The sequence below is a fragment of the Lentimicrobium saccharophilum genome (assembly GCF_001192835.1).
Lineage (GTDB): Bacteria > Bacteroidota > Bacteroidia > Bacteroidales > Lentimicrobiaceae > Lentimicrobium > Lentimicrobium saccharophilum.
In genome coordinates, this window is sequence record NZ_DF968183.1 from 1016530 (window position 1) to 1030545 (window position 14016).

General features: G+C 45.1%; 13 protein-coding genes. 9 read left to right on the top strand and 4 right to left on the bottom strand.

The features are described from left to right. Positions 1-12 precede the first annotated feature (12 nt). The 5 genes from TBC1_RS16015 (at position 13) to TBC1_RS16035 (ending at position 7417) form a co-directional block, all read left to right on the top strand. A complete protein-coding gene (locus tag TBC1_RS16015; protein WP_062045039.1) occupies positions 13-1506 on the top strand; it encodes an SUMF1/EgtB/PvdO family nonheme iron enzyme in 1494 nt (497 codons plus the stop codon). 140 nt (positions 1507-1646) lie between these two features. Further along, positions 1647-2945: a UDP-N-acetylmuramoyl-tripeptide--D-alanyl-D-alanine ligase gene (locus tag TBC1_RS16020; RefSeq protein ID WP_062045040.1), complete on the top strand. Its 1299-nt coding sequence runs from the start codon at positions 1647-1649 to the stop codon at positions 2943-2945. After that, positions 2935-4008: an anhydro-N-acetylmuramic acid kinase gene (locus tag TBC1_RS16025; RefSeq protein ID WP_062045041.1), complete on the top strand. Its 1074-nt coding sequence runs from the start codon at positions 2935-2937 to the stop codon at positions 4006-4008. Before TBC1_RS16020 ends, TBC1_RS16025 begins: the two co-directional genes overlap by 11 nt. A gap of 508 nt (positions 4009-4516) precedes the next feature. After that, on the top strand, positions 4517-6610 hold the full coding sequence (locus TBC1_RS16030) for a TonB-dependent receptor domain-containing protein (protein ID WP_172668922.1): 2094 nt from the start codon (positions 4517-4519) through the stop codon (positions 6608-6610). Between the two features lie 15 nt (positions 6611-6625). Then, on the top strand, positions 6626-7417 hold the full coding sequence (locus tag TBC1_RS16035) for an MbnP family protein (RefSeq protein ID WP_137305812.1): 792 nt from the start codon (positions 6626-6628) through the stop codon (positions 7415-7417). Between the two features lie 48 nt (positions 7418-7465). On the opposite strand, the gene TBC1_RS16040 is transcribed toward TBC1_RS16035, so the two are convergent. From TBC1_RS16040 to TBC1_RS16055, 4 genes are all read right to left on the bottom strand, one after another. Further along, positions 7466-8011 carry a Spy/CpxP family protein refolding chaperone gene (locus TBC1_RS16040; protein ID WP_062045047.1) on the bottom strand — a complete coding sequence of 182 codons (546 nt, stop codon included), beginning with the start codon at positions 8009-8011 and terminating at the stop codon, positions 7466-7468. 63 nt (positions 8012-8074) lie between these two features. Further along, a complete protein-coding gene (locus TBC1_RS16045) occupies positions 8075-8611 on the bottom strand; it encodes a hypothetical protein (RefSeq protein ID WP_062045049.1) in 537 nt (178 codons plus the stop codon). After that, positions 8608-9090, bottom strand: a complete 483-nt coding sequence (locus tag TBC1_RS16050; RefSeq protein ID WP_062045052.1) for a hypothetical protein — start codon at positions 9088-9090, stop codon at positions 8608-8610. The genes TBC1_RS16045 and TBC1_RS16050 overlap by 4 nt, the downstream gene beginning before the upstream one ends. Positions 9091-9140: 50 nt before the next feature. After that, positions 9141-9710 carry an RNA polymerase sigma factor gene (locus TBC1_RS16055; protein ID WP_062045054.1) on the bottom strand — a complete coding sequence of 190 codons (570 nt, stop codon included), beginning with the start codon at positions 9708-9710 and terminating at the stop codon, positions 9141-9143. A gap of 994 nt (positions 9711-10704) precedes the next feature. Here TBC1_RS16055 and TBC1_RS16065 point away from each other — a divergent pair. The 4 genes from TBC1_RS16065 to TBC1_RS16080 are packed head-to-tail and all read left to right on the top strand — an operon-like array spanning position 10705 to position 14015. Next, complete coding sequence (locus tag TBC1_RS16065; protein WP_062045058.1) at positions 10705-11424, top strand: MotA/TolQ/ExbB proton channel family protein; 720 nt, start codon at positions 10705-10707, stop codon at positions 11422-11424. A gap of 47 nt (positions 11425-11471) precedes the next feature. Then, the gene (locus tag TBC1_RS16070; RefSeq protein WP_062045060.1) at positions 11472-11885 is read left to right on the top strand and encodes an ExbD/TolR family protein; all 414 of its coding nucleotides are present in this window, start codon (positions 11472-11474) and stop codon (positions 11883-11885) included. 52 nt (positions 11886-11937) lie between these two features. Beyond that, on the top strand, positions 11938-12717 hold the full coding sequence (locus tag TBC1_RS16075; RefSeq protein WP_062045062.1) for an energy transducer TonB family protein: 780 nt from the start codon (positions 11938-11940) through the stop codon (positions 12715-12717). A gap of 11 nt (positions 12718-12728) precedes the next feature. Then, the gene (locus tag TBC1_RS16080) at positions 12729-14015 is read left to right on the top strand and encodes a bifunctional folylpolyglutamate synthase/dihydrofolate synthase (RefSeq protein WP_062045064.1); all 1287 of its coding nucleotides are present in this window, start codon (positions 12729-12731) and stop codon (positions 14013-14015) included. Position 14016: the final 1 nt, after the last annotated feature.

Consider the following 14016-nt stretch of genomic DNA (forward strand, 5'->3'; position numbering starts at 1 on the left):
TAATTTCCGGAAATGATCAGCTACAGAAACATCTATCTGAAGATCTTCTTCTTTGCAACCGTAACCTTTCTCGCATCTTCATGTGCCAAAGAATCCTCACGAACTACCGGATGGGAATACAACAATTCAAAAAACGGAGGATTTCAGGTTAATACCAAATACGGAGAGCAGCCGGTTGGCCCCGGGCTGAAACTGGTTGAAGGCGGCACATTCACCATGGGTCGCACCAGCGACAATCCAATGTATGACTGGGACAATATCCCCAGGAGGGTTACGGTGCCTTCTTTCTATATTGATGAAACTGAGGTTGCCAATGTGGATTATGTAGAATATCTTTATTGGTTAAGCCGTGTATTCGGAACCGATTATCCAGAGGTTTACCGCAAAGCACTGCCCGACACCCTGGTTTGGCGGGAAAAACTGGCGTACAACGAGCCCCTGGTTGAAACCTATTTCCGTCATCCGGCTTACAGAAATTATCCTGTTGTCGGTGTCAGCTGGGTTCAGGCAAATGAATACTGCCTCTGGAGAACTGACCGTGTGAATGAAATGCTGCTTATTCGTGAAGGCATCCTGGACTTTGACCCGGATCAGCGAAATGAAAACAATTTCAACACAGAAGCTTACCTGGCTGGCCAATATGAGGGACTTGTCAATAAGCCTTTGAAAGATCTGAATCCCAGTGGAACAGGTGAACGCCGCGCCAGGCTTGAAGATGGTATTATGGTTCCGAAATACAGACTGCCGACTGAAGCCGAATGGGAGTTTGCCGCTTTGGGTCTTGTTGGTAACACCGTTTACGAGCGCATCGTTGAACGCAGGGTTTATCCCTGGAATGGAACCATCGTTCGTTCTGATCAGAAAAAATATTATGGCCAGTTCCTTGCCAACTTCAAAAGGGGACGTGGCGACTACATGGGTGTAGCCGGCAGCCTGAACGACGGGGCAGACCTCCCTGCTGAAGTCGCTTCGTACTGGCCGAATGATTATGGATTGTACAATATGGCCGGTAATGTTGCAGAATGGGTACTTGATGTTTATCGCCCGCTTACTTTCGAAGACATGGCCGATTATGCCCCATACCGTGGAAATGTCTTTACAACCAAAGTAACGGATGAAGAAGGCTTCCTTGCACCGAAAGACAGCCTTGGCCGGATTAAGTACCGCGAGGTGACCACTGAAGAAAGCAAAGACCGTTTCAACTACAGAAGCGCAAATCAGATCAACTACCTTGATGGTGATTATCAATCAACCATCAATCCTGACTGGACAACCATACCCGCCGACAGCGTGAATACTACCAATATGATGTATGAATATGCCAAAACATCACTGGTATCCGACAAATCGAGGGTTTATAAGGGAGGATCATGGAGAGATCCGGCTTATTATCTCAGCCCTGCTACCCGTCGTTACCTGGATCAGAATCTTTCTACCAATTATATCGGATTCCGTTGCGCCATGGGTAAGGTTGGAGGCGCTTACTCTTCGAGCAAAGGAAAATAAATCACCATACTGTCTAAAAAAGTCCATTTGCGCGGCGAATGGACTTTTTTTATTGGCTGCATTTTATTAAATCCCGGACATATTTGTTACTTTCGGCAATCAAACAAATGTTGTAACGTTGACCTGATTAAAAAAACAATATGCGAATATCCAGTTCTGACGAAATCTTTCTTCATTTCAAACAGCACCCCTACATCAGTCTTGATTCGAGAAAAACACAGCCCGGAAGCCTGTTTTTTGCTCTGAAAGGCGAAAACTTCAACGGCAATCAGTATGCAAAACTAGCGCTTGAACAAGGAGCTGCCTATGCGGTAATAGATGATCCGGAATACTATACCGGAGAAAGGACACTACTCACCAGTGACACGCTGACCGCATTGCAGCAACTTGCCGCTGACTACCGCAACACTTTGAATATTCCGGTAATCGGCATTACCGGCACAAACGGCAAAACCACTTCAAAGGAACTGATTTTTACTGCGCTTTCAACAAAATTCAGGGCCTGCGCAACTTCCGGAAATTTTAACAATCACATCGGTGTTCCTGTAACCCTGCTCAATATAAAGCCGGATACAGAAATAGCTATTGTTGAAATGGGCGCCAATCATATCGGGGAAATAGCAGCACTATGCAGGATTGCCAGACCAACCCATGGACTGATTACCAACATCGGGAAAGCCCATCTCGAAGGCTTCGGCAGCCCCGAAGGGGTAATTAAAGCCAAAAAAGAACTTTATGATCATCTCAGGAAGAACGGAGGAACTGCCTTTGTTCACGGAAACGATCATCTGCTGATGCAACTTTCGGAAGAACTGCCCCGCATTACTTACGGAAACTCCGGCAATGAGCCTTTTTTTGGTGAACTGATTGATGATGAGCCTTTTCTATCAGTGAAACTGCAAAAACCACTTTCCTTACAAATTCAAACACAACTGAGCGGGGGATACAACTTCTCAAATGTGATGGCCGCAATTGCCATTGCCGGTCATTTCAGGGTTAACCTCAATGATGCTGCCACCGCATTGCAGGCCTATGAACCAAAGATGAACCGCTCACAGGTGCTTCAAACAGGGAAAAATATCATTGTGCTTGATGCTTATAATGCCAATCCTTCCAGTATGACAGCAGCCATCAGCAATTTTTCTGCAAAAAGCCCTGATAAAAAGGTACTTATTCTTGGCGATATGTTTGAGCTTGGCACTGCATCGGAACAAGAGCATAACAGTATTCTGGAACTCGCTGTTTCCTGTGGTTTTCGCCGGATTATCACAGCCGGACCTGAGTTTCACAAAGCTGCTGCATGTGCAGTTGATGTGCTGGCATTTCTTTCCGTTGAAGATCTCAGATTATACCTGCTGAACAATCCTTTATCCGGAGAGAACATCCTTATCAAGGGATCACGGGGCATGAAACTTGAAACCATTACCGATGCACTCTGAAAGAGAAGAGACGGTTCAGGCCATCGGCCTGATGTCAGGAACCTCGCTTGACGGGCTGGATATTGCATGCTGCACATTCGGGTTTTCAGGCGATAAAACCAGTTTTTCCATTAATTGTGCCGAAACCATCCCTTATCAGCCTGACATGATATTAAAACTCAGGCAGGCGGAACATGCCGGTGCGCTTGAATTCTTCAGAATCCACAATGCTTATGGGCAATGGACCGGCGAAGTTGTACGTGATTTTACCGAAAGATATCACCTTCATCCCCTCCTGATCGCCAGTCATGGCCATACGGTTTTCCACAGGCCGGAAGAGGGTTTTACCGTTCAGGCAGGCAATGGGGCGCAGATTGCCGCCATCACAGGAATCAGAACGGTTTGCGACTTTCGCTCCATTGACGTCGCGCTCGGAGGACAGGGCGCACCACTTGTACCGGTTGGCGACCGGCTGCTTTTTGGCAATTACCATGCATGTGTTAATATCGGGGGGTTTTCAAATATTTCCATGGAGTCTGAAGGCAGCAGGATTGCATGGGATATCTGCCCTGCCAACTATGTATTGAATCATTATGCAGGCTTATCGGGCCTGAAATTTGATGATTCCGGCAAAATCGCCCGAAGCGGAAATCTTATACCCGGACTCTTTCAACAACTGAACAGTTTGGACTATTATTCGGCGAAACCGCCCAAATCGCTGGGACGTGAATGGGTAGAAGCAAACATTTATCCCCTGGCTGACAAATACCTCGATGACATACCCGGCATTCTTCATACACTGACGATGCATATCGCTGAACAAATCAGTTTGTCTCTTCCTGAAACGTCATTTGAAAAGGTATTGCTTACCGGTGGCGGCGTCCACAACAATTTCCTGATTGAAATTATCAGAAAAATGACATCCTGCCATATCGAAATTCCTGAGCCGAAAATAATTAACTTCAAAGAAGCATTAATATTTGCGTTACTGGGAGTGCTCCGGTACAAAAAAATCCCTAATTGCCTGGCTTATGTAACTGGTGCTGTTTCCGACAGTATCGGAGGAGCAATTTATGAAGCCTGAAATTGCCGGAAAGACAAATAAACCCGGTTTACTCAACAGAAGGCCCGATAGGACTGAACTATTATTGATTTTATGAGGGTAATCCCGATTCAGGGTTTGTTCGGTACAATTCTTATTGCGCTGATTACAAACCATTTAATCTTTTAAGCACTATCAAATGCTTAATCCGGGACGAAAACATCCAGGATCAATTTCCTTGCCTAAAAATTATGAACATTTGCTCATAATTATGTAATTTTGTTTGTGGTTTCAATTTCCTAAGCGGAAAGGGATTACCATCTTTATAGCAATCCATTATCGGACAGGCCCTGAGTTACTGAAAAGATTTGTTATCTTTGATAAGGCAGATGCCAGGATTTAACCTTTTAATCCAACTGCCTTAATCCGGCCATAAATTGAATCAATAATAATTGTAAAATACCAGATGAGGAGGAATAGAACGAAAAGTTTTTTCGGAAACAGCAAACGGATAATAAGCGGTCTGATTGCAATTACCTCAGTATTCTTTATGCCAACAGCAGAAGTTGTTGCACAGCAAAAGGACAGTATTGTGCAATTACCGGTGTTTGAACTGACCGACACCTCTGTTTACCGCAGGATGCCTGTTTCAGTCATAAATGCAGGTTCACTTGAACAGATCAGGGAAGTGGATCTGGGAGAAATTCTCAGGCGGCAACCAAATGTCAGCGGGATCCGGCGGGGAGGTTATGCGTTAGATCCCGTTGTAAGGGGATTCAGGTACTCGCAGATCAGCGTATTTCTGGATGAAGGGATTCATATTGAAGGGGGATGTCCCAATCGTATGGATCCGGTGCTCGCGCATATTGAACCTGAGCAGGTCAACAGTCTGGAGATTGTGAAAGGCCCCTATCTGCTGCAATACGGCCCTGCACCTTCAGCCAGCATTCATATAAAAACCAGACCTGATCAATCAGCATTTAACCGGGGCTTCCATGCAACCTCCCATACTGGTTTCGATGCCGGCAGGAACGGATTAAAACAACACATCAGCCTTCTTTTCTCTGCTGAAAAGGCATTCCTGAGTTTAGGCGGCGGGATAAAAGATTACGACAATTACACTGACGGCAATGGCAAAGAGTGGAATTCCTCTTTTACCAAGAAAGATATCTCGGCAGATGCAGGCTTCAGAACCGGTAAATCCGGATTCCTGATCCTTTCTTACAGAGGATCTTTTGGTAAGGACATCCTCTTCCCGGCCCTCCCCATGGATGAAACAATAGGCAATACCAATATCTTTTCCGGTTATTTCGAAAGATACGATCCGGCGAATCCTGAAAAACGGCTGACATTGTCGGCATATCATTCGAAGGTGTATCATGTGATGGATAACAGCTTCAGGCCGCAATACTCTCAGGTAGTTCCACCCTACAACGGCATCATGCAGGCAACCGCCATTGCCAATGCTTCATCTACAGGTGGCAGATTCTCCATCTCCTACCCATTCAAAAGCCTGAATATGCTTCATGGAATTGATACCAGAATCACTACAAAGGACGGAACCAGAGATATGCGCATGATTATGATCATGGACGGGCAGGAATATACCTCAGAGAAAAAAATCAACCTTTGGCGAGATGCGCTGATATTTAATACCGGGCTTTTTACCTCAGCAGTATTGAAAAAAGGAAAAACTGAAGCTTTTATAGCGGCACGCCTTGATCTTAACCATGCTGAATCCGGAGATACGCTGATTGTTGCAAAGGAGGGTAATCTATGGTATAAAAGTACGCCCGTAAACCAGTTATTATACAGTATATCCGGAAACATCACCTACAGACTGACAAAAAAAACAACTATAGGCGTGGGGTTGGCAAGAAGCCAGCGTGCTGGAGATATGCAGGAAAGGTATATAAAATTCCTTGCAACCGGGTTCGACCGTTACGACTATTTGGGCAATCCGCTGATAAAACCTGAAACTAATCATCAGGCCGACCTTATGCTGACCTACAGGCCAGGGAAAGCACAACTACTTGTGAATTTGTTTATTTCAAGAATTGACAACTATATAACAGGCGTATTACTTCCGCCGAATGTTGCCCGGCCATTGAGTCAGGGCGCGCCGGGTGTTAAACAGTTCGGAAACGTTGATGCGGCAGTTTTTACAGGGCTTGAAGCATCACTTTCATGGATACCATTTAAAAATTCCAATATCGGGGTCTCTGGGGCCTATACATTTGCCTACTTCACCAAAGCTGAAAAAATCATCCTCGAAAACAACCAACTGGCCGGAACAGAAGTAATTAAAAATGATCCGGTACCGGAGATCCCGGCCCTGGATGCCACAATGATTTTCTCATACAAATTCCGGAAACCCCGGTTAAAACCCCAATTAACCGTAAGGGCTGTTGCAGCGCAAAATCATGTATCTATTTCTTATTATGAAGAAAAGTCCCCGGGGTATGTGATTACCGATCTGGCATTGAATTATTACCCGCACAAATCAGTTTCACTCTCAGCCGGCGTAAGTAATCTCTTTGACATCGCCTGCTACGACCACCTCAACCGCAGATTGCTTGGGAGCAATGAGAAATTGTATGAACCGGGCAGGTCATTTTATATCAATCTCAAAATTAAAATTTAACTAAATCCGGCGAATATGCGACCCAACTATAAAATACTTGTTTTACTCATGGCCATTTCGATGATCGCATGCACCGAAAAAGATCCTTCTGCATCTGAAAACGGATTAAAAATTATTTTCAGCCATCAGGTAGATAATGAACCGCTGATTACCGACCAGATGATTTATGAAAACGCGGCCGGAAATCCCTATGAAGTGACCGAGATCATGTATTTCATTTCAGATCTGACACTTTACCACAGCGACGGCAGCGTCATCAGACCATCAGATTGGGAAGACATCCATTACACCGATACCAATATTCCCGAAACACTGGAGTGGCTTGCCGGGAAAAATATACCAGCCGGGCATTACGACAGCCTAACTTTCACATTCGGCCTGTCCGAAGAGCGGAATGAATCGTTTATGTTTGTAAACCCGCCTGAAGTCAACATGGTATGGCCTGAAGTACTTGGAGGCGGATACCATTATCTCATGCTGAACGGATGGTGGGAAGATCTTCAGGGAGTCAGACAACCCTATAATTTCCACCTTGGCATCGGACAGATATATGAAAATAATTCCGGACTGGTGCCTGACATCACCGGATTTGTTCACAATTATTTTACTGTAAATCCAAACGGGGGACCTTTTTATATAGCGGCTGAAGGCATTTCGGAATTAACCCTGACCATGCATATTGAAAGCTGGTTTGAGACACCCTTCATATACGATCACAACCAATGGGGTGGAGCAATCATGCAGATTCAGGATGCAATGTACATTGGCAGTATGAACGGAAGGGATGCATTTTCGATTAAACAATAACAGCAGTGCCATAAAACACTGCTGTTATTCCTGAAAACATTCCTTCACCTAATCATAGTACGGGCAATCCCTTCCGTTACGCATGCCCGGCCCCCTGCGACCTGGCTTCATATTAACATCGTTCCGGCCTCTGCCATAACCACGCCCGCAATTGTTATCGTACCAGGTTTTCTGCTCATCATTCAGCAATGCCTTGATGCTGCGACGGTGTGCTTCCCTTTCTTTCATGATGTCACCGCGAAGTTTTGATATCTCGTCAATAGCGTTATCTATGGCCTTTTCATCTTGTTTTTCAGCAAGCTGAAGGGTACGTAACCTGGCCTGTTTCTCTCCGATTTCTGCACGCAACAATTCCGCTTTGCGAAAATGTGCAGTTCTCAGCTTTTCAATGCTGGTTTTCTGCTCATCAGTAAGACCGGGAATATCTTCAGCCCAATAGCCTTTGGCAGGACGTTGCATTTCCTGTCCCCCTCCGGGTCCGTATCCTCCTCTGAAACCCCGGCCAGGTCTTTGGGCTGAAAGGTCAGCTGAAGTAACGGTTAACATTACCATTCCGGCAATAAGGGCGATTAATTTCATTTTGTTGATTTTCATAACATTAAAATTTGACTGTTGAAAAAAAAGTTAGTTTGCAGTTTATTGGTTTGTCAGTTTTCATTATCGTCTGCCACGGCGAAACCGGTGTCCCTCTCCCCGGCCGGCCGGCGGAACATCGCCCTTCAGCAACTCATGATAGAATAACACGAGTTCATCCCGCTGTTCAGGTCTGGCAATGTTCCATACATCGCGCATATGCCCAACCGTTTTTAATTTGATTTCTCCGTGAATATCTCCTATTAAAAAGCACAATTGTTCGATTCTGAGAGAATCGGGATGATCTTTCATCACTTCAGCTATCAGTTCTCCGTTCAGATCCTTTAATTCGGCAAACAAAGGAGCTACTAAGTCGCGCTGTCTGAGCCTGGAATCATGGAACTGCATGGCCTGATTTTCATCAAAACCGGCTTCACGGATTATCATAGCCGGCCGGGGCCTGTTCCTTTCCCACATAAACATACTGCTGTCTGATTTTTGATCCGTAGCCGTTTCAGTTTGTCTCACTTTATAATAAACGGTAAATACAGCTGCCAGGTTAATGACAGTCAGTAGGATAATCAAAAGCAGTATAATCCTGCTGGTTCTTGCAGTTATCATTTATCCTCGTTTTTTTCGTTATCAAAAAAATACGTTTCCAGCCGTTCAAGTGAAGCTTCCTGCTGCATGATTTCCTGCGCATAGGCTTCCTGCAAGCCGGAAGCTGCATCTTCCCGAACAACATAACCATTGAAAAAAGGCACTAATACCCTGCTTCCAAGCCATATTCCAAGGAAGACTGCCGCAGCAAGGCCGGTGAGAGAGGTACCAAACTGAAAGGTGTTTATTTTTAACCAGCCATGCTCGAAACGGTTGGCTTTACCGGCCCTTAACCTGCTTATTACATTGTAATAGAATTCGGGGTTTTCTTCAGTAACCCTTTCAGCAGCAACAACCTGAAAGGCTTCTGAATATAATTCAGAAAACCTGCGGCAGGTAATGCATTCCTGAAGGTGCCGGTCCAAATCCGGATTGTACTGCCGCACATCTGCAGAGGCAGTGTAATCAAGGATTAATTTTTGAGCATCACGGCATTTCATCTGACTAAGCTTTTAAGTTTGACACAAATTGCGCTGATTACTTGCGCATATTAAAGATTCTTATAATTTTTCAGTTTTTTCTGCAAGTTAATTTTTGCCCTGTGGATCAATGATTCCACTGCCGGGAGGCTGACCTGCATGACTTCCGCAATTTCAGCATAAGGAAGTTCTTCGAATTTATTCAGCGTAAAAGCAACCCTTTGGTTCTCAGGCAGACTGTCAATTGCAGATTTCAGCAAATGCCTCAACTCATTTGACTCCAGTTGATTATCCTCTGTATATGGTTCCCCGGATTTATGATTATCAACATCATCTGCCAGTCCGAACACTGCTCCGATTTCATACAGAAACCGTTTCTTCCTGTTGTTCCTGATGTGGTTCAGCGATCTGTTCACGGCAATGCGGTAGAGCCAGGTGCTGATTTTTGAATCCCCCCTGAAGCGGTGCGCATTTTTCAAGGCTTCCACAAATACATCCTGGGCAATATCTTCAGCATCTTCATGGTTGTGCAACAGGCCGAGACATACATTGATGACCTGCAGTTGATGTGTCTTAACCAAAAACCGCCCCGCTTCAGGGTCTCCGGCAGCAAGGCCTGAAATCAATTCACTGTCGGTCATAATGCTGTTTTAAACTCATTTGGATGACGGAAAATATATTAATATTTTGACAGATCAGCATCAAAAAACTTGCGCTCATGCCTAAAGTTAATTCACTCAACCCAGTTTCACCGGTCTTTTCGGAATGGGAATCCATAAATTATTCAAAAAAATAATGCTGCTTTCTCTCGCCGGAAAACTTATCAGCCAGACAGTTATCCGGTCAATTAATCCTTAACTTTGCGCGTGCAAACATAATGAACAAATAGGCGGTCAGATGAAACCCCGGAACAGAGCAATATATTTTATTTTATTGATTGCTACGTTTTATCTGTCGTTGCATGTGACTTATCCTGATTTGCAGGGAGATCATCTCTGCGACTCAGAGCTTGTTTACGGACAGAAAACATTCGCACTCCTGCCCATATGCCCCGAAAACAGGGAAACCGGATTTGAGAAAACCCCGCTAAGTCAGGAAAATTCAGCACCTGATGTTTTTCTCAAACCCCGCTATTATTATCAAAGACTCTTAAATCTTTTACCTGGGATCTTCCGGACTAAACTCACCTTCCCTGAATCAACAGAGCTTCTCAATCTTTTCTGTGTATTGAGGATATAGAATCCCTTTCCCATTGCCGGTTTCCGGCTTCAGACCAATCATATTGCTGGTTTTCAAAGGATTCAAAATTTAATTCACACGACCATGTCAGCTGAAAGTTCAGAAAAATCAGGCATGTCAGGATTTAAGCCATTTTTAATTATTCTGGCTATCCTGATCGGGATATCGCTGCTGCTGAAAGTAGTTATCTCTCTGTTAATGTAATTATTACAATAACATTTGTGAGGCAGGAGAACAGACAGTTCATCGTTTTCTCCTGCTTCCTTTTTTTTATGATAAAATATTTAGCCGCTTTGTGAGTTAAATATTAACATCAGGATGTTGATAGAATAAATCGCGATGCAACAATCCTGCTCGTTATAAACACTAATTTTACCCTGATAAAAATAATTCACAATGATTTCAGGAATTCTTCTACAAATCACCCAGCCCGCGGGGGCCATTGCAGACACGCTTGTTTCCGGAGCTTTACCGGTTGAAGCCGCCGGAGAGATTAAACTTTCAATCTGGGAACTTGCCCTGAAAGGTGGCTGGATTATGTTGCCACTGGCACTGATGTCGCTTTTTGCCGTGTATATTTTTATTGAAAGATATATCATAATCAACCGGGCATCCCGCGAAGAAAACAATTTCATGAACAATATCCGGGATTTTATCCATAATGGAAGGATCGATTCAGCCTTATCCCTTTGCAAAAACAATCATAGCCCGATTGCCCGAATGATAGAAAAGGGAATAATCAGGATTGGCAAACCGCTGAACGATGTCAATGCCGCGATTGAGAATGTCGGCAAGCTTGAAGTCGCCAAACTTGAGAAAAATATAGCAGGACTGGCAACTGTTGCCGGAGCGGCTCCCATGATAGGATTTCTTGGCACTGTAATCGGCATGGTCAGGGCATTTTACGATATGTCCATGGCAGGAAACAACATTGATATCGGTTTGCTGTCGGGTGGTATCTACCAGGCGATGATTACCACAGTTGCCGGTCTCATTGTTGGTATTATTGCTTACATCTGCTATAATATCCTTGTCGCAAGGGTTGAAAAAGTTGTTTTCATTCTCGAGGCCAGGGCTACCGAATTCATTGATTTATTGCACGAACCGGCATCCTGAATCTCAGACTGATTCTATTTCTTTAAACTGATTTTCATCAGAAAACTATGGCAATCAAATCCAGAAATAAAATAAATGCGCAGTTCAGCACAGCATCCATGTCGGATCTGGTTTTCCTGTTGCTGATCTTTTTCATGCTTACATCCACACTGGTAAGTCCCAACGCCATCAAGCTGCTGTTGCCATCCAGTTCAAGCAAGACAATGGCCAGGCAGTCGCTTACAGTATATATTGATGCAACGAACAGCTATTTTGTTGAAGAAACCCCGGTAAATCCGGAGTTTCTCGTCGAAACAATCGGGAATAAACTCCAGGGGCAACAGGATGCATCAGTTGTGCTCAGAGCCGATCAGCAGGTTCCGGTTCAGTATGTTGTTACCCTGATCGATGCAGTCAACCAGGTAAATGAACTTACCAATACAAGGCATAAAGTAATTCTTGCCACCAAGCCGGCCAAATGAACCCTGAAATTGTGGCAGTATTTTTGTTATAAATTCCGGACAGACTGATCGTATGGACAGAGATAAAATAAAGGGCCTAGCGGGAACGGTGATATTTCATGCGTTGCTGCTGGTCATGCTTATCTTTCTGGCTTTGCGGACTCCCCTTCCACTTCCTGAAGAAGCCGGAGTTGAAGTAAACCTGGGCTATTCCGATGAAGGCATGGGCGAACTGCAACCCCGTGAACTGGCCACGGGAGAAGCTATTCCCGCCCCTTCCCAGCCTGCAGCGTCAAATGAGGATATTGTAACAGACGACTCAGAGGAAGTACCTGCCATACAACCGGTAAGAAAAGAAAAACCGGCCGAGGTTGTAAAAACCGAGTCTAAGCCGGCTGTAAAGCCGGAACCCAAGCCCAAACCGCAACCGGTTGTCAATCCGGATGCTATGTATAAGCCCAAGCAGGGCACTTCAAGTCAGGGAGGCAATCAGGGTACAACCGGGAAACCGGGCGATCAGGGGAAACCCACCGGAGATCCGGATGCACAGGGGTATGACGGAATTGGCGGTGCCGGTGGCGGCGTTTCCTTTAGTCTTGAAGGACGCACCCGCAGACAAATACCTCCGCCGCCCAATACTTTCCGTGACAGGGGAACCGTTGTGGTTACCATCTATGTAAACAGAGCCGGAGAAGTAACCCGTATCAACGCACCTTCCAGGGGTAGTACGACTTCAAATGCCGAACTTATCCGTCTTGCAAAGGAGGCAGCTATGAAAGCCCGTTTCAGTGCTAAAGAAGATGCCCCTGAAGAACAAAGGGGAACGATTACATATATTTTCGAGTTGAACTAAATTCATGCCCGATGAATTACCAGCAAACCCTGGATTACATGTTCAGCAGGCTGCCCATGTTTCAACGCATCGGAGCAGCAGCGTACAAGGCAAATCTGGATAACACCATTGCCCTGTGCGAACTCACCGGGCATCCTTACCGGAAATTCAGGTCCATTCATGTGGCCGGGACCAATGGCAAAGGATCCGTTTCGCATATGCTGGCCTCCATTATGCAGGAAAATGGCCTGAAAACCGGATTATTTACCTCTCCTCACCTGAAAGACTTCAGGGAACGGATCAAGGTGGACGGAACAATGGTTTCCCGGGATTTTGTAACCGGTTTCATCGAAAAGTATAAGCAGGATTTCGAAAAGATCAAGCCGTCATTCTTTGAAATGACCTTTGCCATGGCAATGTGCTGGTTCGAAGAAATGCAGGTTGACATAGCAATCATTGAAACGGGTATGGGCGGCCGGCTGGATTCCACTAATGTGATTACCCCATTGCTTTCAATAATTACCAACGTAGGGTATGATCACACTCAATTCCTGGGAAAGACCCTGCAGGAGATCGCTGCTGAAAAGGCCGGAATCATCAAATCCGAAGTACCTGTGGTAATCGGGGAAACCCTGCCGGGATCAGCGGAGGTGTTCCGGGAAACAGCGTCAAAAAAGAATGCTCCCATTCTTTTCGCGGATGAGGTTGTTAAGGTTGTTAAGGATGGCAGGCATCCGGTGGCAGGAGAAATGATGGTGACCGCATTTCATTCGCTAAAGAAAAGTATTCTTAAATCACCACTTACAGGAAATTATCAGCTAAAGAATATTGCAACTGTTATCGCAGCTACCGACCTTCTTCAAACCACCTATGCATTTTTTGCCAACCTTACGGTTACCGCAGGTATTCACAAAACCATTCAGAACACAGGATTAGCCGGACGGTGGCAGGTATTTAAGGAAAAACCGCTCATCATTTGCGATATCGGTCATAACCCCGACGGGATCAGCGAAATAGTACATCAGCTTAACAGCATGGAATTCAACCAGTTACATTTCGTTATCGGTGTTGTCAACGACAAGGACATCACGAAAATGCTTTCACTCCTGCCTATGAATGCCAGGTACTATTTCTGTAAAGCTGATATTCCAAGGGGGCTCGATGCAAAGGAACTCCAGGCAAAGGCCCTTGAGTTTGAGCTTTTTGGCGATAGCTATATGTCAGTGGCGGCTGCCTATCATGCAGCTGTTGATGCGGCGGCTGATAATGATCTGATTTTTGTAGGTGGCAGTGCTTTTGTAGTGGCGGAAGTTATCTGAC